Raw genomic sequence first — 22055 nt, 5'->3', positions numbered from 1 at the left:
ACTACTTCAAATCCACATTATGGAATACATTTTGTACATCGTCTAAATCTTCTAACGCTTCTACTAATGTTTCAAATGTTTCTTGGTCTTCTGCTGATAACTCAATATCTGTTTGTGGTAACATTTCAAATTCAGCTACTTTAAATGTATCAACGCCTGTTTCACGTAATGCATCTTGCACCTGAGCGAATTGATCCGGTTCAGCATAGACAATCGTTAATCCATTCTCATCTATAACATCTCTCACATCTATATCTTGTTCCATTAATGCTTCCAATATATCATCCGCTGATCTATCTTCTATACCAAAGACTGCCGTGTATTCAAACATATACGCAACCGAACCAGAGACACCCATGTTGCCACCGTTTTTACCAAAAGCTGCACGAACATCAGAAGCTGTTCTATTCACATTATCAGTCAAAGCATCTACGATAATCATTGAACCACTTGGACCGAATCCCTCGTATCGTAGTTCGTCGTAGTTCTCTTCACCAGAACCTTTTGCTTTTTCAATCGCTTTTTCAATAATATGGTTAGGCACTGAATATGTCTTCGCGCGTTCTAAAGTTAGACGCAATGCTTGGTTTGACTCAGGATCTGGTTCTCCAGATTTAGCAGCCACATAAATTTCTTTACCAAATTTAGCATAAATTCTACTTGTATTTTTATCCTTTTGGGCCTTTTTTTCCTTAATATTATTCCATTTACGTCCCATATTTCCATCTCACTTTCTCAATAACTACATTGATTAACATGTTATATTATACAATAATTTCCACAGAGAATATAGATGTAAGCCCATAACATCCATTTTGTTTATTCACCTTATATACTAAAAAACAGGCGTGGGTTTACCTGGGCTAACGCTCACGCATATGTCTCACAAGCATTTTTACGTGTCATATCTATGTTTTAGCTTATGCATAAAGACGACGCTATTCTATAAAAATATAAACATCTTTTCTTTAAACAAGTGAGAACATTGCATTTTCAATATAGCCATCTACTCCCTAATTGAAAACGAGCCCAAGACATCTATTTATGTCTCAGGCTCGTCGTTATATTTATATTCTATTTTCACATAAAAATTTCGTGTTAATAATGAATGATTATTTTACATATGCTTCAATATCATCAAGAAGAGTCTCATATTTTTCTGCGTTGTCGTCATTCATAAATAAGTAGACTTTACGTTCATCTTCTGTTGAACGTATTTTACTTACTCTGTCTTGATCGATTAAGCGACGGATAGATGCAAGCACCTTCGTTCTACTCAACTCTAATTCCGTTGTTGCAATTTTTAAAAATGGTTGCATTAGCATATTTTTGTTCCTACAGTTATGTCGTATAAGCTCTAAGATAGCTACATCATTCATTGTTAACTTATAGGTTTCTTCAACGTAATGCATCACACGTTTATACTTTTTATAAACATTTAAAAATTGCGCTTTTTTCTCTTCATTCATTGTTGTTACACCTCCAAATGCTAGTAAGCAATACAATATAATTATCCATAAAATGTAATTGCTTGTCCTTATCATTTGTAATTATAGGTTTGTCAAAATTGCGAACAATAATAAATTAAGTTTCATAACGCTTTTTCAATATTGCATTTTATAAATTATATTATGTGTTGATCATTTATATATATCAATAATGTGCACTGTATTATAATCTAAATTTAATGTCAAAGTTTCTTCTTCAAAATGATGCTCAAACACACTGAATTCAGGTTTATTATATTCATCTATTTTCTTAATACATTCATTTGACCATTGATAATGGTTACGTAAGTGCTCAGGAATCGCGTAATTAATATTACCGTACACGTTGCTTATAGTTTCATAAAAAATAACATAAGCACGTCGCAACATCATATCCTTAAAGTTGATATGAATTTGGATGTTTTGTTCTTCGTGATCTAAAGCATTTTCACTCTCAACTACACGCCAGTCACCCACAAAAATTGTGATTTTGTGTGGGTGATGTGCTACCGTATAATAATCATATTCTTTCACGCTAGATTTACTCTTTCCCATTAATCTTTCATATATATTACCTAGAATAGAACGGAATCCATTTCTATCATATAAATACAATGCATGTTTCTTATCCTCTTGTTTAACTAAATCTATACCGACACCAAAGAAGTTTCCACGCGCTTTCTTAAACATACTCATCAATAATGGCGGACTTTCTATTAACTCCATATGATCATCATTTAATAAAAAATTATTATGAACATTTAAAAGATAATATTTTCTTTCTTCTAACTGCATTTCACTCATTATTTTTTTAATATTACTGAATTTAAACACTTCTTTGGTAAGTAACTCTTCATAATCTTCATTAAGATAAGGTGATGATAATTTATGATTATCAATAAAATAGTAATCAAATCCAATGCGCTTCAATTGAGGCTCCATATTTTTAAAAACTTCTGGCTAATTGAATAAATGTGTAATATCAACACCAAATTTCACATTTTTTCTATAAAGTTGTATTTTAATGATATTGCGATATATTTCTTTAAGGGGCATCGTTGAAAGATCAAAGACGTAGCTGACCGAGTGCATGCTATCTTCTAACAACTCAGGGTGTGATTGTACATATGATTTGTATTGACTATAGATCTCATCTATATAAATATTCACTTCTTCATCTGTTTGAATTTGAAATGCTATATTAACATTCGTATTCAACACAAATTTTATAAAACCGCAATCCACATCTGTTGTAAAAGCATCTCGTAATGATTCAACATCTATCATGCAATAAACTAATACTTTTTGTGTGCCTTCAAAGATGTAGCGCATACTTTGGTTATCAAATAAATTACGAAATTCTTCTAAAGAATGAATTTGAATGACAATTGCATCGTTGTTCGATTCTGCCATTTCATTGATATCTAAACAAATATAATTATTTTGGACATTTAGTTTCTGTAATTTTTTAGCAATGATTTGTTGTGTTTCCTCAAAGTTTTGCTCATCATCTTTGGTTTACTACATTAAAGACTTTATCTGATTTTGTAAGTTGTCAATTTTCTTTAGGTGAATATCCAAAATAATGTTTAAATTTTTTACTATAACTCGCAAAACTACTAAAACCATATGCATCTGAAATTTCAGAAATCGTAAGTTTCCCTTCTAATAATGGGCCGATTGATACTGGTAATTTTAATGTATCTACATAAGTTTTGAATCGCATGCCTAGTGTATTATAAAATTGGCTTGATATATTTGATTGCGATATAAACACTTTATTAGCAATTGCTTTCAATGTTAGCCTTTTATGTAAATGTGTATTTACATAATCTAACATTTCACCTGTAATACCATAAAATGAATAATCTGTTTGTTGTTTTAAATAATTAACATCAATCTTAGCTTCTGTCGCAATAATATCAACGATTTTATACATATAAGTTTCATATAGTTCATTTGTCAGTGTTTGATCTAAATGATGCTTAGCTAAATTTAATAAAGCCTCAAATAATCTGCTCGAAGATTGTATCAACTTAGATGTATATTGATACTCAAAAAATGAATACCCTCGCTCATGAAACCAATCACTAGAAATATATAATAATAACGACATTTCGTTTCTTTTGATTCTAAATATTTCTGTATTGTTCACGATAAGTAAATCTTCTTCAACTTCTACATTTGTTATAAAATGCTGTACTTCAACGGCATCCTTTAAAGGAAATAATAATAATATACCGTCTGTCACGCGCTTAGTAGGATACTTGTCCTTAGAAATAATATTTAAGCATTACGCTTTCATAATTTAACCTCTTTCGAATATTGTCATACGCTATGCATTAAACGCTCACTTCACTATTAATTCTAGCTTAATCACGTCATACCCCAAATATTTCAATTAACATGTTTTTAGTCTTTAGGTAATTTTGAATAAAATAATTAATTTTGTCAACATTTTTTGTATTAATCGAACTAAATTTTAAAATACAGCTATAGTATTATTAAACTTTTAAATAGTTCACAAAATTTAAAATTACACTAGATTTTAAAAAAAACCCTTATAAATTACTGTAGAAAGTAATTTTAAGGGTGTAATAACATTTTTGGATTATATATACTTTATTTAACTATTTTCTCATTCTGTTGGCAAGTCTTAATACATATTTTATAATATGAAGTAAGTTAATAAACAAGTTGAAACCCATTTCTCTCGGTGAGAACTGACCCCGTTTCATGCGGTTAAAGTCATATAACGTATAGAGTAAAAATAGCAATAATCCTACAACTGTAATAATTGTATGGAAAATTGGATTCTGGATAAACATACCTATTAAACTTGCAACAATTAATGCAATGAGTGTTACAAAAAGGTATTTACCCATGCTCGCTGCATTTCCAATAACGAAAAATCCAATCAATCCAAATACAATAAAGGCAGATATGGCTAATATAATATTCTTATAAAAAACCTCTGGCCCTAAATTCTGTAAATACGCCGTAAACGTTGCATAGGATAGCAACCCAAGTATAATGGCATAGATATGAGAAATCACAAGCCCATACTTACGCGCTCTATTAAAAATTAAAGTTATTAATACTAAACCGAGCAGTACAAAAGAAAGTGGTTGTCTCCATGACATTGGTAGGTATTGTCCAAAATAACAACCTATTCCAAAAATAATCCAATAATATACAAAAAAGAGCCATACTTTTCCGTATGCATGTGATTTTGATTGTTCTTTAGTCTTTTTTTGCTGGTTATTAACATGTTGTGCTGTTTCAGCCAACCCAATCACTCCTTAATTCCAAAAGCTACTATAAAATAAATAAAACATATGCGTTTAATCATAACATTAAACGTCTATATTAATAGCATGTACTTTTTAAATTTTCCACAAAATTAATGCGTAATACTTTAATGTTCACGTTTTTTCAAATAAACAAACATTGAATATACAATATTTTTAAAATTTATTATTTATAGACTTTTTTTATATCCGCTTATGTTACATTTGAAATAAATATCATCTTACTTGAAATAACAGAAAGACTTGTAAATGGCGCAGTAAAAGTATTTATTTCATATAAACATGGCATTACGAAATTTTAATAATATTACATCTTGATAACAACGTACACAAAGCAAATGATTTTTGTTAGTATGGAACGTGAATTCAGATTAAAAACACTAACGAATATATTTAATACATATTTACGGTTAGATATATAGGAATTGAAGGAGGAGTTCTTTTGAAAAAGTTAGCATTTGCAGTTACAGCAGCTTCAGGCGCGGCAGCCGTTATCGCCAATCATGAAGCCGATGCGTCAACACAACATACAGTAAAATCTGGTGAGTCACTTTGGTCAATTTCACAACAATACGGTGTTTCAGTAGACGAAATCAAACAAAGCAATAACATCAATAATAATATGGTATTCCCGGGACAAGTTATTGAAATTGGTGGAAGTAGCTCAAAAGAAAGTGGATCTACATCAAATAACACTTCAAATGGTTCATCACATACAGTTCAATCTGGTGAATCACTAAACATTATTGCGAATCAATATGGCGTGTCAGTTGATGAAATCATTGCAGCTAATAATTTAAATGGATATTTAATACATCCTAATCAAACACTAACAATTCCAGATACTACAGGAACAGGTGGTTCAGGTGGAACTGCTACAGAAACACCAAGTTCAAATACAGGTGGTTCTACAGCAAGTGATGCTAACCTATATGACTGGGGACAATGTACTTGGCATGTATTTAACCGTAGAGCAGAAACTGGTCAACCAATCAGTACTTACTGGTGGAACGCTGATCACTGGGCTGATAATGCAGCAGCAGATGGTTATACAGTTAATAATGCACCTACAGCAGGTTCAATTATGCAAAACTTCGAAGGACCTGTAGGTCACGTAGCTTATGTTGAACGCGTTAATCCAGATGGTAGTATTTTAATTTCAGAAATGAACTATAATACACCACCAGGTACAGTTGATTACCGTACAATCCCAGCTTCACAAGCTTCAAGCTATAACTACATTCACTAAGTATATATTCAAGCGAGTCTGGGACATAAATAGATGTCACAGGCTCTTTTTCATTTAGGCAGTAGATGTCTGAATTAAAAATTCGCTTATATCAAGCTTTTTTCAATCCTAGTCATCCTTGCCGAGGTAGGACTACGAAATCTCTATTAGAAAATTTGATTTCTGTCACACTCCCGTTTTTTCTCCTCTTATTTATTATTAATATTCGCACCTATGCGCCCTATCGCTGTATAAATAAAAAGAACGAGCAGATAAACACAATTGTTAAACAATTGGTTTTCGCTCGTTCTTTTAGTAAATCAATTGATATCTATCTAATGTATGTAAATACCAATCAACAAGTGCCTATAGTGTAAGAAAATTACTATCTATAAGAAAATATTTATAATGTAGTAAATAATTGCTGCAACAAGTGCAGAAATTGGTAATGTAATTACCCATGTGATAATCATACGTTGTGCTGTATTCCATTTCACACCTTTAATACGGTTAGATGAACCAACACCTAGAATAGATGAAGATACAACATGTGTTGTGGATAATGGGAAATGTAAAGATGATGCAACAAATATTGTTAATGCAGATGATAAATCTGCAGCTGCACCATTAGCTGGACGTATTTTCATAATATTACCACCAACTGTTTTGATAATTTTCCAACCACCAACAGCTGTACCTAGTCCCATTGCAGTAGCACAGGCAACTTTAACCCATAATTGCGGTTCAACGCTTGTACCTGTTTGAATATTAGCAACTATTAAAGCCAATGTAATAATCCCCATTGATTTTTGCGCATCATTTGTACCATGAGAAAATGATTGCAGTGATGCTGTGAAAATTTGGAAAAATCTAAAATTACGATTAGACTTTGTAAGATTTGCATTTTTAAATACAACTTTTACAATTGAATACATGATAAAACCAACACAAAATGCAATAATCGGTGATACGAGTAAAACAACGATGATTTTCGTGAATCCTTCATAATGTAATACTGCAAATGAACCTTGCGAAGCAATTGCTGCCCCGGCGATAGAACCAATTAATGCGTGTGATGACGAACTTGGTATACCGTAATACCATGTGATTAAATTCCATAAAATAGCTGCGATGATGGCTGCTAATACGACAACAAGACCATTTTCTAATTTAAATGGGTCTACAATATCTTTCGTAATTGTCCCTGCAACCCCAGTGAAAGTTAAAGCACCAATAAAATTCATCACTGATGCTAAAAGTATCGCAGTTCTAGGCGTTAAGGCACGAGTAGAAACAGCAGTAGCAACAGCATTGGCTGTATCATGGAAACCATTGATAAAGTCAAATATAAGTGAAAAAATAACGATAGCTACTGTGATGATCAAAATATATTCCATAAGTTAGGACTCCTTAGCTATTTTTCATGATTATTGTTTCAAAGTTATTTGCTACAGCTTGACATTTATCTGCAATCTCTTCCATGCTTTCATATATTTCTTTTATTTTAATAAGTGTGATTGGATCTGTTTCACTATTAAATATGTGTTTAATTGATTGACGTAAAATACCGTCACAATTTGTTTCAAATTCTTTTATGTTAATAGAATGGATACGCATATGCGATAATTTTTTCTCTACAAGCAAACCAACAGCTAATTTCATTTCTGCGATTGCTTTTTGGATATTATCTACAAATTCAGCCATGTATTCATCTGTATATTCAATAGAATACATTTCGAACATGCCTGATGTTTCTTCAATTGCATCTAAAACATCATCAATAGCGTTACATAAAGAGAGGATATCCTCACGTTCAATTGGTGTAATAAAAGTTTGGTTTAAGTCTGAAATCACTTGATGCATTAATTCATCGCCGTGTGATTCATACGTTTTAATATTGTCTGAGTATGCTTTAAGGTCTAAATGCGTATTAAACTCCATTTTTCCAAATTCAATTGCTGCTCTGTCTAAGTTGAAAACCATTTCTTCAAGTTTCACCATGAACTTATCTTTTTTCTTGTTAAACATTCAAAAAATCCTCCATTTACAGCGATTGTCCTCAATCACCTTCAATAAATTTAAAAAAATTTAAAATCCTTTAAGACAAATTAAGATTGGCAAGATTTACAATTTGCTCATTTTTTTGCCAGTATAACAGCATTTGTTAATTATATGTAAATGAGCATTTGCTTATATTAGTTTAAAAAATCTCACAAATGTTGATTTATCCTTATTTGAAAATAGCACAAAATTTACAATACTACAATTGCATTTACAAATTCTTAACATTTCATTTTCATTAATTTAATAAAATGATTTTCATACATTATGAATACAGAATACATCTCTATCAAAAATGATGATTTGTACTTATGGTTTATAATATCGCATTGTATCTAATGAGATTTTTAAATAAAACTCACATTAGATATAATTGCACATTTACTTTTCGGATTCAACAATTACTTTTATAAATACGCAAATGATTTCATAGTTTCTGTTAACACTTCATCTGTACACAATGATGCTTTCAATAAAAAATTGTCGACAAATATAGTCATTTGCCGACAATGCCTCTAGATTATATATAAGCAACGCAATCTGATATTGCTACAGTATAAGATGAAATTCTTTTTTTTAAAATTTGATGTCAATCTAATCTCATAAGTAATGCTTATATATTTTGTGATAATTTTGCTACAATTTCATTTTGATTCGGGAAAATAAATTTAACTACTGTTCCTTTATCTAATTCTGAATGAATACGCACGCATATGCTCAGTTTTTCTTTAACGTGATTAACCAAATATAAACCTAAACCTGATGATGCCGTATTATTTCTATTTGAAGTAGACGTAAATCCTTTATCAAAAATTCTAGGTAAATCCTTTTCACTGATACCTTTGCCTTCATCTTTAATTTCGAGTACAACGTGTCCACTTTCTTTTAATGCACGTATATGTATCATACTTTCTTCACTATATTTAACAGCGTTAGATAACACTTGTCTAATCATCATGCGACACCACTTTGTATCTGTATATACATTCAATGTATCCTCAAAATCTAAGTCATAACCAATGCCTTTAGACTGGCTGATGTATCTTGTAATCTGTATTTCTTCTATTACAAGCCGTTTCAATGGCACATGTTCGAAATACATATCTTTATTCTGAGATTCAAGTCGCGTTAAAAATAACTGCCTATCTAACATATCATTGATACGCGACCATTCATAAAGTAAGGCGTGCTTCCTAGATAAATCTTGTTCTTTTTCTATTAACAGTTTCATTGCTGTTACAGGTGTCTTAATATCATGTACAAAATCAGTCAACGCCGCTTCCGTAGATTGAATTTGTTGCTTTTGATGTGTAACTAATGCTTTTTGATTCGTGATTTGTCCATATAAGTAATTCACCATTTCTTGTTGAAACGGTGTGTCTGCTAATGATTTATGTTTCAAAGCTTCTGGTTCTATATTTTCGTCAAGATGCTTATAAAATTTCACTTCTTTTAAATAAGTAAATATTAAGAACAACACCGATAGGCCTATATTTAAAATAATAATATATAAAATGCTATATACACTAATATCATAATCTAAATAAGCAATACCTAAGAAAATGAAATGCAGAAATAATAGCCATAGTATCCAATATATGCGCGAGCGTAAAAAGATAAAAAACCATTTTAAATTAGCCATGCGCCATATATCCTTTGCCAATTTTCGTTTCAATGGCATCATTCATATCTATATCTACTAATTTCTTTCTTAATCTATTCACATTAACGGTTAATGTATTGTCACTAACAAAAGCTTCATCATCCCACAACGCAGTGATGAGTGTATCTCTCGTAACAATTTGATCTTGTTTTTTCACAAGCATTTCTAATATAATCATTTCCGTTTTAGATAAATATATTTGATGATCCTCTTTACTTATACTACCTTTTGATAAGTCTAATATCGCATCTTGCCATGATAGCACACGCTTTTCATCTAAGCTAAATTGATAGACACGTCTGTATATGGCTTGGAGTTTCGCTATTAATACATTGGTATTAAATGGTTTTTGAACATAATCATCCGCGCCAAGTTCCATACTCATCACTTGATCCATTGGATTGTCCCTAGATGATAAAAATAAAATGGGTGTATTAGAGACTTCCCTAATTTTTCTTGTCCAATAAAATCCATCATATTTGGGTAATTTAACATCCATAATGACGATTGCGGGATTAACAGATTCAAATTTAGTCATCACATCATTAAAATCATCTATACCATTTACATTGAAATCCCATTGTTCCAACTCTTCACTTAATTCTTTAAATAATGTCATATCATCTTCTACTAATAGTATATCCATAAAGTCACCTTTTTATTTTGTATATTTTATATCTTCACCTGACTGGATTCGTCCATTAAAATGCTTAATTCGACAATCGATTTCAAAGCCACGCAGCATTAAACCTTGGAACGGCGATTGAAATAAGTAATACACAGGCCAAACTAATTTAGGTATATAGTCATATAGATGCACTAAGACAGTTTGTGTCCCTTTCAGCATACGGAACTCCAGCTTACCTTGCTTTATTACATTGGGTTTAACAATAGAACCACTTACTAAATGTAGCACAATCATATCATATTCGACTTGCATTTTATGAAGTACTAACACAGGTTTCTGCTTATCTTTTATGTAGATTACATAATTATCCTTGTCTTTGTACGCATGCAGCATCGTTCCTTTTGTTTCATTTAACCAATTAAAATAATATTCAACCATTTGGTCTAATGTCCAATTCATCGGTAATTGAATACTCAACGCACTGCGTACATCATCATATTTAGAGACTTGTAATTCAACTGACACATGTGGGCGTGAAACGATCGCTTCCGTTTGTTCTACTGGTACACCGTATGCTGACAAACGTTGAATGGTTTCATGATCAAATCGACTACCGCTAATATAAATAATTTTACCTATACCGTTCTCAGCAGCCGCTCTTCCAAAATTGTCAGAAGCAATTAAGTTTAAATCTCTTGCTGTTGCTTGTGTTAATTTAGCTGAATGTTTGGTTGGATCCAAATAATAAATGGCAATATCCATGTCTTCCATCGCATTTAATACATCATCATAATTATAAATATCTTTTTTCAACCATATCACTTCTTGGAAATCTTTCTCTTTAGGATATTTGGATAATGTATATAGATTGCCTTCATCTTTTATAGAATGAATCAAGTTTTTCCCTATATAACCTGTGACACCAGCGAGTAAAATATTGGGCTTCATAAGCATACTTCCTTTTTATTAGTTTGACTCTATTTAAATAATACCTAGTAATATCATGCTAATGATGTTAAGTTATACTATAACTGAGTATTAGCAAAATAGATATAAGGAGTGTTCATACATGGTTCATCAAATACGTGAAATTGGTATCAATGATATAGATTCATTTGTAAAGTTATTAACGACAATTTATGATGAATCTGATTACTTAATATATAATCCTGGGGAATATGCACCGTCTAACAATGACGCCATTGCAAACTTGGAACATTACATCACATCACCTTCTAACGCCATTTACGTAGCAGAGAATAACGATGAACTCGTTGGCTTTGCTATTGTTACGACAGGTAATTTTGAACGCACACGCCACGAAGCTATATTTTCTATGGGCGTTATCAGACATTATCGAGAGAAAGGGCTCGGTCAATCATTAATCAACTCTGTTGAAGCATGGTGTTTAAATCATCATATCCGTCGTATTGAAGCTTCGGTCGTTCCTGAAAATGAAACAGCAGTAGATTTATTTAAAACTGCAGGATACCAAATTGATGGTGAATTACGTGACAAATTGTATATAGATGGTAAATACTTTAACAAATATGTCATGTCGAAGTTACTACTTTAATTTACCTCTCAACTATTTATCTAAACGTCGCTTATATCTATGTTTTTTGTAAATAAAAAACATGTCAAACAGTAAACTAACTTCACTATTTATTGTCTCAATTTCACATTGTAGCAGCAGTAATGCGCGTAGATGTCAGTTTTTTATCATTTTCTGTTAGATTAACCTGGAAGAATGGAACTTGGTCATCTTTTTCAGTTAAGTAGAATGTATTATCTAATTACTAATTGTCTTATCTGTTGTACTCTAACTCATGTTATATAGTAATTTATAACGTTTTGATATATGTGACAAAGTGCATACACAAGAAATGAGCTACTCGAATCGTATGATAAATCGTAAATATTGTAAGTTATTAAAATAAAAAGCTAATCCGATAAACGGATTAGCTTTTTTGAGCATAGTCATTGGCAAGCTCTTTAGATTTACACTTAAATCTTCAACATACATACCAATGTATATGATGCATTAATTTATTAATATGGATTTAATTCGATACCATTAGGATTCGATGTTTCTTCATCCACTTCAGTTTCTACACCTGAAGAATTTGTATTTCTACTTAAGAAACTTTGCACTTTTTTCATATTTTGTTTCGATTCTGGTAACTCTAAATGGAATTGATATTGATGTCTTAAATTGTGCGTTCCATCATAAAATAGTTTATCTGTAGGTATACCTTTAGATTTTAATTTTTTATAAAACTCAATGTTTTGGCTATAAAACGGATCTGCATCACCTACTGATAAAAATGTAGGTGGATAGTCTTTTGTAACTTGATTAATCGTGGACATTTCACTAATATATTTAAACTGTGTCTCCCAGTCTCTCTTACCAGTATAACTTTCCATAAACAGTTGTATCCTTGGAAATTCAGTGGCTTTAACGGTTTTCATATCGTAAAAGCCTCCAAAGAAGATTGCCGCTTTTATTTTATCTGGTTCAAATTGCTGTTCAAATCCCATATCATCTCTTAGAGATTTATTCGTTTGCATTGCAGTATATTGACTTGATAGCTGAGCACCTGCTGAATCACCACCAAAAATCACTTGATCAAAATCCATAGGTAACTCATGTTTATTTTTTTTAATAAATTGTACCGCTTGGTCAATTTGATGAAGTTGCGTTGGATATTTATAGTCAGGTGCAAGTGCATAGTTAATATTTACTACGATATATCCCTGTTCAGCAATTTTTGATAGTAACGGATTCTTATATTGTTTATCCCCTGCTATAAAACCACCACCATGCATCCAAAATACGACCGGCAATTTATTATCTTTATCTAAATCAGTAGGCGTTAAAATATCTAATCTACTGTTTGGTACGCCTGTACTATAAGTTATATTGGTAAATGCATTGACGTTTCTATTATTAATTTGTACTTTTTCTTTTATTTCTCTAGAATGCTGTCGATCATACTGCTGTTTTAACAACAACGCAGTAACTAACGCTACCACAATAAATACAATCACAGTAATTATCGTCCACTTGTAATTTTTCTTCATGCATGACCTTTCCTTTCGGAAGCATTGTACCATAATTCATACAGTAGTGTGAATTGGCTAACAAATATAGATGAATGAAAAAGTCTGAGACATCAATAAGTAAGATGCCTCAGACTTTTACTCAATGGGAAGTAGAAATAAAGTCCCTTCCCTAATGATAATTATTTAATATATCTTTTTATTTAAGCAATAAATTTCTTGTTCTGACGTTTTCTACTATAATATTTCACAAGTACGCCTATTACAACAACTAAACCTACAACACCCATAATTGGATATAAGAAGTTGATAAGCCCAGCGAAACCTACAAAGCTTAATGCGAATGCAACAATTACCATAACCACGATAAATATGTGATATTTTTTACTATATGGTTCTGTAAATCTTGCCGCAAATGAGTACATTAAACCAAGAATTGTATTATACATTACCGCTAACATAATGATAGATAACACTAAACCAATCCAAGGATGTATATCATTAGCTAACGTTAACATTGGAATAGATGCATCTTCGATTTTTGTAAATTCTGATTGTAATGCAAAGTTGATAAGTGCTAATAATATCATATAAACGATACCACCAAATAATGCACCTGCGCCTGAAACTCTACGTCTCGAAGCATCGCCACCAATTGCAACAATCGTACTAAACCCAACTGCAAATGCTAAACCACCATAGTTGATACCATATAAGATACCTTTTACGAGACTTGCATCTGGAACTGAGTCATTGACTTCACCAAACGAAATACTTCCATTAAATAAGTAATACGCAGCAATAATAACAACTAAAATTATTAAGAATGGTGTGACTACGCCTAAAGCACGTACAATTTTGTTAAAGTCCATTAATAAAGTGATATAAATTACAATAACCATTATCAATGCACCCAACCATGTTGGTACGCCAAAACTTTCTTCAAACGTTGATCCTGCGCCAGCAATCATTGTGACTGAAATACCAAATAAGAAAAATATTAATAAGTAATCGACAATTTTACTGAACTTATTTCCAAATAAGTAATCTAAAGTAGACTCATGATTTTGTGCATCAAAAGCAGTTCCGATTTTCGCAACTTGTCTACCTATAAATCCTAAAATCAGACCCGAAAGTATAACACCGATGTATGACCATAAGCCATATGGTGAGAAGAATTGCATTACTTCCTGTCCTGTTGAAAAGCCGGCACCTACAACGATACCAACATAAGCGAATCCAATTTTTACCGCTTCTTTATTCAACCCCATGTAAATTTAACCTCCTCATAGTTAACACATTGAGTTATTATAACTTACTGAATATATTTTGCAACAGCACACCATAAAATTTTACACTATACATTATTTTTAACACAAATATACATTCAACTTAATATTATTAAAAATTCAATCAGTGTATTAAATATACTATTTACATAAAATAACAACCGTTAAAACCGCTTGATTCGAGCATTTTTTGCAACTTTATACATGACTACTTTCCAAGAATACATTTAATATCCCTTTAAAATTTTTCGTGAGGATATAATATTTAGATATGAGATTACAAACACAAAGAACCAAGTGAAACACATTACAGATAAATGTAGTTTACTTGGTTCTATTTAAAATAGATTGGATTATTTGTCAAAATCTAATATTTTTAATGCTTCACCTAAATTAACTAACGCATTAATGGGCATTTTTAAAACGATTTAACTCGTTAAATTCAACAACCACATTATCCATACGTTTAGCAGTTTCTTTAAGCACATTACGCGCAACACTATTCGTAGGATCTAATTTAAGTATTTGGCGTGATACGTCGAATGCTTTTTTATCAGAAATGACTGGTTCCGGAACTGCATGTAATAATAACATTTGTAACAAGCTTTTTACTTCTTTGCCCTCAGTGATTTTTATGGATGCTTCTGCATGATAAAATGCAGAATCCAAAGCCCCATGGAGTTCACTTAATGGATAGACTAATAAGAGGAACGCTAAATCGTGCATTTCTGCCGTTTCTTCTTCTTTCATCATATCTAAAATACATGTATAAAACATAATATTTTCCACTTCATGAGCACTTGAAATATAAGCTTCTTCAAATTCCATAAAATCTGACTGGGACATTAAACGTTTGACTGACTCAAATTCGCCGTTTAAGACATGCTTTTGTATTAAATCTTTCATGGCAATGTCCTCCTAGGTATCCAGATTTCTATAACAGTTAGCTTTTATTCTACCATAATCTATCTCTATATTCATTTAAAAAAGAAGTTTTTTGTCAAATTAGTTGCTACCTTCATATTTAACTTACTTTTTATAGTTTTTAACAATAGCTATGCGCTTTAGCCAAATGTTTTATTTAACGCTTCTATGGTCTCATCAATAGATCCACCAACTGATAATTTAACTGCTGCAGTAAAACTCCCTTCAACAATAGGTGCATCAACTTTCTCTACTCGATGTTGCCCTTCATACATCTCAATTGCTAAATCTAAGTTCATTTCTGCAGACCCGATATCATAAAAACATAACGTATCATCATCTACTTGATTAATTAACGCTTGTATATGGTCATATGACGTACCGATATCATCGCCTACACCACCTTGATCAATTACTGTCACACCCGGTGCCATTTGTTTTAATAAATCTTTTGTACCAGCCGCAATTGCTTTACTATGACTAATGATTATGATTTGAGTCATTATGATTCATCTCCAATCAATGCATTTAAAATGTAAACACTACTCTGTGCGCCTGGGTCAACGTGTCCTTTCGAATCTTCCTTGAAATAGGAAGCACGTCCTTTTGTAGCTTCAATATCTTTTGTCATATCAGCATATGATTGCAATACATCAAGCGTCAAGTTTTCACCTTGTTGTATGGCTTGATTAGCACGTTCGATAACGTCAAACATGGTTTTTTCATTTAATTCTACTTTGCCTCTTTGCGCAATCGCTTCTGAAAATGAATTTAATAGTGCTTTTAAATTGTCTTGATCAATTTCTTCATTGACCACTTGAGACATTTTTACAAAGCTGAAGCCATACAAAGGGCCTGAAGCACCGCCGATATGAGACATTAAAGTCATTCCAGTAGACTTTAATAAACTTTGCATAGAGCTGTCATCAATATTATCAGGTAAAGCTTTAAAGCCTCTTACCATGTTAACACCATGATCCCCATCACCAATAGCTCTATCTAAATCCGTAAGTAGTGTTTCTTTTTCTTCAAATACTTCTACTAATTCTAATAACCGTGCTTTGAGTTCAGAGATATTCATGCTTCCACTCCTTCAGTTTATGTTTTAAGATATTTTAATTAAAATAATGACTTGAGGTTGGCGTATTGATCGCAGTTAGGATTGCTTCTGAATTCGGTACAAGCGTTAACGAAAATCCTTGCATATCTAAAGCTGTCATATAATCGCCTACTAAGCATTGAGCAACTGTTTTATCGTTTTCATCCATATATTCAGCAACATATTTTGCCACTATATTAAGCTCTGAAAGCGGCGTGGCACCCATGCCATTGACCATTACGATCAAATCATCTGATTGTACTTCTTTGAACAATTCATTTAATAAACGTTCTACAATGTTATCTACGGTTTCTATTTTTTCTCTTGATAGACCTTTCTCACCATGTATACCGATGCCTATTTCCATTTCATCCTCTGCTATGTCAAAACCAAATTGACCTGTTGTTGGTACCATGGGCGCTGTAATGGCCATACCAATCGTATTGATATTTGGTAAAAAGTTCTCTATCTTTTCTTTGATATCCGATAATACCACGCCATTCTCTGCTAAGTGACCCGCATATTTATGAACGAGTACTGTACCCGCAACACCTCTACGTTTTTCTTCGTCGCTTACTGCAATATCATCTTTCACAACCACTGTTTCTACGTGAATGTCTTCCATTTCAGCCATTTCTTGTGCCATTTCAAAATTCATAACGTCACCAGCATAGTTTTTCACTACTAATAATACGCCATCACCATTGTCTACAGCTTTAATCGCACTTAATATTTTATCAGGTGTTGGTGATGTAAAGACTTCGCCACAAACTGCAGCATCCAACATGCCTTGTGCTACGTAACCCGCATGTGCTGGTTCATGGCCACTACCACCTCCAGAAACAATCGCTACACCTTTTTCTTTTTTATGTTTTCTAACAACAACGGTATCTGAAATAATCTCAATTTCTTTATTTGTGATTGAAAGTCCATCTAACATATCATTTAAAAAATGTGTTTTTTCTTTAATCAATTTTTTCATAACGACGACCTCCTCATTTATCTATTTATTCTTAGTATACCCCACTCACAAATGTAAACGCTAACATATAAGCGTTGATTCTTCTAATTTTTCCAACATTATGGTTACCTTCTAAAATTGAGCATAAAAAACGAATACTTGTATCAACTTCAACAAGTATTCGTCTCAATATTTCATCTATTAAACTGATTTTGTTTTGTACATTAAGTATAAGAAATAAGGTGCTCCGATAATTGCAACAACAATTCCTGCTGGAATACCAGATGGCTGTAAGATAACTTGTCCTAAAGTATCTGCCAATACAAGTAAGAAAGCACCAATTAATATAGAAATTGGTAAGAACAACTGGTGTCTTGGTCCGACAATTGATTTAGCAATATGAGGCCCTAATAATCCTATAAAACCTATTGCACCTACAACCGATACTGCGGCAGATGAAAGTAAGACTGCGACAAGTAGAAGGATAATACGTTCTCTACCGATTTTCACACCGACACCTTGTGCAATATGCTGATGTGTATTCAATAAGTTTAAGACATTCGCTTTAAATAGTAAAAATGGTATAAGTACAATAATCCATGGTAAGAAGGCAATAACAAATGCCCACTCATCTCCCCAAATATTACCAGCAAGCCATGAAGCAATAAACTCTGATTGATCTTCATCGAATGTAGACATTAATGTTAATGAACCACCGCTTAGTGCTGAGGCCATACCAACACCAACTAGCACCATACTTGCAGGCGTAATACCTTCACCTTTGTTATAACTGAATGAAAATATAATGAGCGCAGTCAGTACGCCACCGATCATACTTATAATAGGGAGGACGTAAACAAAATTGGCTGCATCAACCTGACCTACAACTATAAATAACGCAATAACAAAGCCACTACCTGCGTTGATTCCAAGAATACCCGGTTCCGCTAATGGGTTCTTAGTCACACTTTGTATAATAGCCCCACTCATAGCTAATGCTGCGCCTGCTAAAATTGTAATAATCATTCGTGGTAATCTAAACTCCATGAGTATTAAGGTATCTGTATAGGCTCCTTGACCAATTAGCGTCTTGAAAAACGTGCCAACTGACATCTTATACTCACCTGAAGTCATACTCCAGCACATGCCAACAATACTAAGATAGTTAGAATCACCATTGTGATCCATTGTTTATGTTTTAATCTTGGATCTATCATGAGAAGCGTCCCCCTCTTTTAACTAAGTATAAGAAGTAAGGTACACCAATAAAGGAAATAATTGCACCAACTGGAGCTTCTCCTAGCATACGTGCAACTGTATCCGCAACAAGTAGTAACAAGCCACCAACAACTGCCGTAAGTGGAATAACACGAGCATAATCTGTTCCTACTAAATATCTCACTATATGCGGTACCATTAAACCGACAAATGCTATTTGACCAACCATCGCTACGGCTATACCTGCCATAATCATAGATAAAATCAACGTAATTGCGCGCGTGAATGCTACATTTTGACCAAGGCCTTTAGCAAGGGTTTCGCCTAAATTTAATATTGTTAATTGCTTACTCATTGAAATGATAATGACAAGTGCAATTAAAATAAATGGCGCTGCCCACATTAATTGATTCCAAGTCGTACCTGAAACACCACCGGCACTCCAAAACGTTAAACTTTGATTTAATCTAAATAACAATGCGACACCTTGACTTAATGCAGTCAATAGCGCACTGACGGCTGCACCTGCTAATATAATACGCATAGGATTAAACCCATCACTTCTTGACCTACCAATCATGAGCACAATAAAGCCACCCATTAATGCACCTATGAATCCAGCAAACATCATAACGATAAATGGTGCTGTCGGATAGAATGCAAAAGTGAGCGCAAGCATGAATGAAGCACCCGAATTCAGACCAATTAAACTCGGGTCAGCCAAACCATTTTTAGTAACACCTTGAATGACTGCACCTGAAGTACCCAATGCAACACCAACTAAGATTGCACCTATATCTCGTGGTATGCGTATTTCACTTATGATATTATGTTGTTGATTTTTAGGGTCATAGTTAAATATTGCTTCAAAAATAGTCGATAAATGAATTTTAGCATCACCAAATAAGATTGAAGTAATCAAGGCAACAATCAATAGTAGCACTGCTATAATAAATGTCGTTGTAAAATTCAACTTCCCTTTTCTCTTTGTAGTCATAATTTATCCCTAAACCTCAGAATAACTTCTTCTGCATAAATCGTATGTTACTAGCATAGGTTTTCCAGTTCTTGGGTCTGTACTAATCTCTACATCGATATTAAACACTTTTTCTAAAATATCTTTCGTTAACACTTCTTCAGTCTCACCAGTCGCAATAATATCGCCATTTTTCATAGTAATTAAATGATCTGAAAAACGGACAGCCTGGTTTATATCATGTAAAACCATGATAATTGTACAACCTTGTTCTTTATTTAATTGCGTAATCAATTCCAAGATTTCTAATTGGTGAGAAATATCTAGATATGTTGTTGGTTCGTCTAAGAAAATAATATCTGTACGTTGAGCTAAAGCCATAGCTATCCATACACGCTGACGTTGTCCACCACTCAAGTCATTGATAGAACGCAATTTAAAATCATACGTACCAGTTACGCGCATTGCCCAATCAATTTCCTTTTTGTCTTCTGCAGACAGACGACCAAAGCCTTTTTGATGCGGAAAGCGACCATATGATACAAGCTCACCGACTGTCAATCCATCAGCAACTTCTGGTGATTGAGGTAAAATCGCTATTTTCTTTGCAATTTCTTTCGTAGAATGTGAATGTATGTTTTCACCATCTAACTTAATTTCTCCATTTTTAACCGGTAATAACCGTGATAACGCTTTAAGTAATGTTGATTTCCCACAACCGTTTGGTCCTATAATAGAAGTAATTTTTCCATCTGGTATGTGTACATCTAAATTATTGACGATGACATTATCTCCATAACCTATAGTGACCTGTTCTCCTTTTAAGCGATTCATAATTTCCCTTCTTCCTATAGCAGTAAGCATCATAGCCTGTTTATTCCCTTATAAATTTTATCTATTGACTTATAAATTTTCCATATTTTTTAAATGATAATCATTATCATAGATGTCATTATATCATTTTTTAAACCTATTGACTATCAAATGTTTTTATAGTATTTCTTTACTTTATAATCTGTTTATATCTATATACTTTTTATTTTCAGTTGCTTATATGTTCGTTTTCAGGGGAGCTTTTTAAGCAAAATAAATAGCCTTTAGTTATGAATTACTTCATAAATTAAAGGCTAAAAGTGAATTAATTTATTTTTAATGTTCGTCGATTAAAAAACCGTTACCATATACATCTCGTACATCATGTATTACTAAAAAGGCATCGCTGTCTATTTTTCTAATTAAGCGTTTCGCACGTGTGACCTGTGTCTTCGTTATTACAACATACAAGATATCTTTTTCTTGTTTAGAAAAATAGCCACGTCCATTTAAAATGGTAAGTCCACGTCCTACTTGCTCATCTATTACTTTAGCAATTTCATCTGGTTTGCTTGAAATAATGGTCATTGCTTTTTTCGTATTCAAACCTTCTATGACATAATCCATCACTTTGGTACCAATGTATAGCGAAATCACTGTTACAAGTGCACTAGAAATTGGAATAACCGATAATGAAATCGCTACGACAATCAAGTCAAAGAATAGCAATGCATACGGTGTACTGACATCTAAATATTTATTGGCAATGCGCGCTAAAATCGTTGTCCCCGCTGTTGTGCCACCGGCAAGTACAATAATCCCGATACCGAGCCCGACACATGTACCGCCAAACACTGCATTCACTAAAATATTACCGGTTTCAATCTTCCAGCTTTCGGTAAACTCTAAGAATATAGAGATAAGTATGGTTGCAACTATCGTTAAGTACATACTTCTCTTGCTTAAAAATTTATAGCCTATCGCAATTAACAATGCGTTAAAAACAAAGTTTGTGATACCTGGAGAAATGTGAAAGGCATAGTACAGAACAATCGCTATACCAGTTACGCCTCCTTCACCTAAATCAGCAGATATGATAAATGTATTTACGCCAGCTGAAAATATAAATGATCCAAAAACGACTAATATTAAATCACGTACTGTTTTATTCACCCACACGACCCCCTTCGATTTGCTTCAATCAATTGAATGTTAGCAAATAATCGTCAATACCACAACATCTATATTGTCGCAAAAGCCCAATTCATCGGTCTAAATCGCTATGATACTGCCGATACTTTATATCACAACTTTTTAAAGTTTAAAAATTCTGA

Annotated in this window: 22 protein-coding genes and 1 pseudogene; 2 read left to right on the top strand and 21 right to left on the bottom strand. The window is 32.7% G+C overall.

The window, feature by feature from the left end:
* Position 1 precedes the first annotated feature (1 nt).
* The 6 genes from ACM595_RS12010 to ACM595_RS11985 all read right to left on the bottom strand — a co-directional run bounded on the left by ACM595_RS12010 (position 2) and on the right by ACM595_RS11985 (position 4777).
* A complete protein-coding gene (locus ACM595_RS12010) occupies positions 2-718 on the bottom strand; it encodes a YebC/PmpR family DNA-binding transcriptional regulator (protein ID WP_115347516.1) in 717 nt (238 codons plus the stop codon).
* 394 nt (positions 719-1112) lie between these two features.
* A complete protein-coding gene (locus tag ACM595_RS12005; protein WP_002483994.1) occupies positions 1113-1469 on the bottom strand; it encodes a transcriptional regulator, SarA/Rot family in 357 nt (118 codons plus the stop codon).
* Positions 1470-1640: 171 nt separating this feature from the next.
* Positions 1641-2429: a hypothetical protein gene (locus ACM595_RS12000; RefSeq protein ID WP_041079736.1), complete on the bottom strand. Its 789-nt coding sequence runs from the start codon at positions 2427-2429 to the stop codon at positions 1641-1643.
* 18 nt (positions 2430-2447) lie between these two features.
* Positions 2448-2900 (bottom strand): hypothetical protein, encoded by a 453-nt coding sequence (locus tag ACM595_RS11995; RefSeq protein WP_002483996.1) that lies wholly within the window; start codon positions 2898-2900, stop codon positions 2448-2450.
* 142 nt (positions 2901-3042) lie between these two features.
* Positions 3043-3738 (bottom strand): helix-turn-helix transcriptional regulator, encoded by a 696-nt coding sequence (locus tag ACM595_RS11990; RefSeq protein WP_002483997.1) that lies wholly within the window; start codon positions 3736-3738, stop codon positions 3043-3045.
* Positions 3739-4117: 379 nt separating this feature from the next.
* Positions 4118-4777 carry a Bax inhibitor-1 family protein gene (locus tag ACM595_RS11985; protein WP_011303704.1) on the bottom strand — a complete coding sequence of 220 codons (660 nt, stop codon included), beginning with the start codon at positions 4775-4777 and terminating at the stop codon, positions 4118-4120.
* Between the two features lie 463 nt (positions 4778-5240).
* Between ACM595_RS11985 and ACM595_RS11980 the strand changes: the two genes are divergently transcribed.
* Positions 5241-6047, top strand: a complete 807-nt coding sequence (locus tag ACM595_RS11980) for a LysM peptidoglycan-binding domain-containing protein (RefSeq protein ID WP_002483999.1) — start codon at positions 5241-5243, stop codon at positions 6045-6047.
* A gap of 368 nt (positions 6048-6415) precedes the next feature.
* On the opposite strand, the gene ACM595_RS11975 is transcribed toward ACM595_RS11980, so the two are convergent.
* From ACM595_RS11975 to ACM595_RS11955, 5 genes are all read right to left on the bottom strand, one after another.
* On the bottom strand, positions 6416-7423 hold the full coding sequence (locus tag ACM595_RS11975) for an inorganic phosphate transporter (RefSeq protein ID WP_041079739.1): 1008 nt from the start codon (positions 7421-7423) through the stop codon (positions 6416-6418).
* A 13-nt stretch (positions 7424-7436) separates the two neighbouring features.
* Positions 7437-8054, bottom strand: coding sequence for a DUF47 domain-containing protein (locus ACM595_RS11970; RefSeq protein WP_037538996.1), 618 nt, complete (start codon positions 8052-8054; stop codon positions 7437-7439).
* Positions 8055-8700: 646 nt separating this feature from the next.
* Positions 8701-9729, bottom strand: a complete 1029-nt coding sequence (locus tag ACM595_RS11965) for a sensor histidine kinase (RefSeq protein WP_037538998.1) — start codon at positions 9727-9729, stop codon at positions 8701-8703.
* The gene (locus ACM595_RS11960) at positions 9722-10396 is read right to left on the bottom strand and encodes a response regulator transcription factor (protein WP_002484003.1); all 675 of its coding nucleotides are present in this window, start codon (positions 10394-10396) and stop codon (positions 9722-9724) included. Before ACM595_RS11960 ends, ACM595_RS11965 begins: the two co-directional genes overlap by 8 nt.
* Positions 10397-10408: 12 nt before the next feature.
* Positions 10409-11326, bottom strand: coding sequence for an NAD-dependent epimerase/dehydratase family protein (locus tag ACM595_RS11955; RefSeq protein ID WP_041079740.1), 918 nt, complete (start codon positions 11324-11326; stop codon positions 10409-10411).
* 121 nt (positions 11327-11447) lie between these two features.
* Between ACM595_RS11955 and ACM595_RS11950 the strand changes: the two genes are divergently transcribed.
* Complete coding sequence (locus ACM595_RS11950; protein ID WP_041079741.1) at positions 11448-11954, top strand: GNAT family N-acetyltransferase; 507 nt, start codon at positions 11448-11450, stop codon at positions 11952-11954.
* A gap of 476 nt (positions 11955-12430) precedes the next feature.
* Here the strand turns inward: ACM595_RS11950 and ACM595_RS11945 are convergent, their stop codons facing one another.
* The 10 genes and pseudogenes from ACM595_RS11945 to ACM595_RS11900 all read right to left on the bottom strand — a co-directional run bounded on the left by ACM595_RS11945 (position 12431) and on the right by ACM595_RS11900 (position 21894).
* Positions 12431-13462: an alpha/beta hydrolase gene (locus ACM595_RS11945; protein WP_037539014.1), complete on the bottom strand. Its 1032-nt coding sequence runs from the start codon at positions 13460-13462 to the stop codon at positions 12431-12433.
* 182 nt (positions 13463-13644) lie between these two features.
* On the bottom strand, positions 13645-14712 hold the full coding sequence (locus tag ACM595_RS11940; protein WP_002484007.1) for a hypothetical protein: 1068 nt from the start codon (positions 14710-14712) through the stop codon (positions 13645-13647).
* A 423-nt stretch (positions 14713-15135) separates the two neighbouring features.
* A complete protein-coding gene (locus ACM595_RS11935) occupies positions 15136-15636 on the bottom strand; it encodes a hypothetical protein (protein ID WP_002484008.1) in 501 nt (166 codons plus the stop codon).
* Positions 15637-15794: 158 nt separating this feature from the next.
* Entirely contained in the window at positions 15795-16157 is a 363-nt protein-coding gene (dhaM, locus tag ACM595_RS11930; RefSeq protein WP_002484009.1) for a dihydroxyacetone kinase phosphoryl donor subunit DhaM, read from the bottom strand.
* Positions 16157-16735 (bottom strand): dihydroxyacetone kinase subunit DhaL, encoded by a 579-nt coding sequence (dhaL, locus tag ACM595_RS11925; RefSeq protein WP_002484010.1) that lies wholly within the window; start codon positions 16733-16735, stop codon positions 16157-16159. Before dhaL ends, dhaM begins: the two co-directional genes overlap by 1 nt.
* 34 nt (positions 16736-16769) lie before the next feature.
* Positions 16770-17735, bottom strand: coding sequence for a dihydroxyacetone kinase subunit DhaK (gene dhaK, locus ACM595_RS11920; protein ID WP_115347518.1), 966 nt, complete (start codon positions 17733-17735; stop codon positions 16770-16772).
* A 180-nt stretch (positions 17736-17915) separates the two neighbouring features.
* Positions 17916-18931: pseudogene (locus tag ACM595_RS11915) on the bottom strand (FecCD family ABC transporter permease).
* Entirely contained in the window at positions 18928-19929 is a 1002-nt protein-coding gene (locus ACM595_RS11910) for a FecCD family ABC transporter permease (RefSeq protein WP_011303718.1), read from the bottom strand. Before ACM595_RS11910 ends, ACM595_RS11915 begins: the two are co-directional and overlap by 4 nt.
* Before the next feature lie 9 nt (positions 19930-19938).
* A complete protein-coding gene (locus ACM595_RS11905) occupies positions 19939-20742 on the bottom strand; it encodes an ABC transporter ATP-binding protein (RefSeq protein ID WP_069821739.1) in 804 nt (267 codons plus the stop codon).
* 315 nt (positions 20743-21057) lie between these two features.
* Positions 21058-21894 (bottom strand): YitT family protein, encoded by an 837-nt coding sequence (locus ACM595_RS11900; RefSeq protein WP_002484015.1) that lies wholly within the window; start codon positions 21892-21894, stop codon positions 21058-21060.
* Positions 21895-22055: the final 161 nt, after the last annotated feature.

Origin of the sequence: Staphylococcus sp. LKG3-1 (assembly GCF_048568385.1) — a bacterium.
GTDB classification, from domain to species: Bacteria; Bacillota; Bacilli; order Staphylococcales; family Staphylococcaceae; genus Staphylococcus; species Staphylococcus saprophyticus.
The sequence above is the reverse complement of the archived record's forward strand: the minus strand, read 5'-3'. Positions and strand labels throughout refer to the sequence as shown.

Excerpts from the sequence above, each read along its gene's own strand:
- dhaM (WP_002484009.1), bottom strand. The coding sequence starts at position 16,157 with ATGACTCAAATCATAATCATTAGTCATAGTAAAGCAATTGCGGCTGGT.
- ACM595_RS11965 (WP_037538998.1), bottom strand. The coding sequence starts at position 9,729 with ATGGCTAATTTAAAATGGTTTTTTATCTTTTTACGCTCGCGCATATAT.
- ACM595_RS11970 (WP_037538996.1), bottom strand. The coding sequence starts at position 8,054 with ATGTTTAACAAGAAAAAAGATAAGTTCATGGTGAAACTTGAAGAAATG.
- ACM595_RS12010 (WP_115347516.1), bottom strand. The coding sequence starts at position 718 with ATGGGACGTAAATGGAATAATATTAAGGAAAAAAAGGCCCAAAAGGAT.
- dhaK (WP_115347518.1), bottom strand. The coding sequence starts at position 17,735 with ATGAAAAAATTGATTAAAGAAAAAACACATTTTTTAAATGATATGTTA.
- ACM595_RS11940 (WP_002484007.1), bottom strand. The coding sequence starts at position 14,712 with ATGGGGTTGAATAAAGAAGCGGTAAAAATTGGATTCGCTTATGTTGGT.
- ACM595_RS11955 (WP_041079740.1), bottom strand. The coding sequence starts at position 11,326 with ATGAAGCCCAATATTTTACTCGCTGGTGTCACAGGTTATATAGGGAAA.
- ACM595_RS11935 (WP_002484008.1), bottom strand. The coding sequence starts at position 15,636 with ATGAAAGATTTAATACAAAAGCATGTCTTAAACGGCGAATTTGAGTCA.
- ACM595_RS11910 (WP_011303718.1), bottom strand. The coding sequence starts at position 19,929 with ATGACTACAAAGAGAAAAGGGAAGTTGAATTTTACAACGACATTTATT.
- ACM595_RS12000 (WP_041079736.1), bottom strand. The coding sequence starts at position 2,429 with ATGGAGCCTCAATTGAAGCGCATTGGATTTGATTACTATTTTATTGAT.
- ACM595_RS11950 (WP_041079741.1), top strand. The coding sequence starts at position 11,448 with ATGGTTCATCAAATACGTGAAATTGGTATCAATGATATAGATTCATTT.
- ACM595_RS12005 (WP_002483994.1), bottom strand. The coding sequence starts at position 1,469 with ATGAATGAAGAGAAAAAAGCGCAATTTTTAAATGTTTATAAAAAGTAT.
- dhaL (WP_002484010.1), bottom strand. The coding sequence starts at position 16,735 with ATGAATATCTCTGAACTCAAAGCACGGTTATTAGAATTAGTAGAAGTA.
- ACM595_RS11960 (WP_002484003.1), bottom strand. The coding sequence starts at position 10,396 with ATGGATATACTATTAGTAGAAGATGATATGACATTATTTAAAGAATTA.
- ACM595_RS11905 (WP_069821739.1), bottom strand. The coding sequence starts at position 20,742 with ATGAATCGCTTAAAAGGAGAACAGGTCACTATAGGTTATGGAGATAAT.
- ACM595_RS11995 (WP_002483996.1), bottom strand. The coding sequence starts at position 2,900 with ATGGCAGAATCGAACAACGATGCAATTGTCATTCAAATTCATTCTTTA.
- ACM595_RS11975 (WP_041079739.1), bottom strand. The coding sequence starts at position 7,423 with ATGGAATATATTTTGATCATCACAGTAGCTATCGTTATTTTTTCACTT.
- ACM595_RS11945 (WP_037539014.1), bottom strand. The coding sequence starts at position 13,462 with ATGAAGAAAAATTACAAGTGGACGATAATTACTGTGATTGTATTTATT.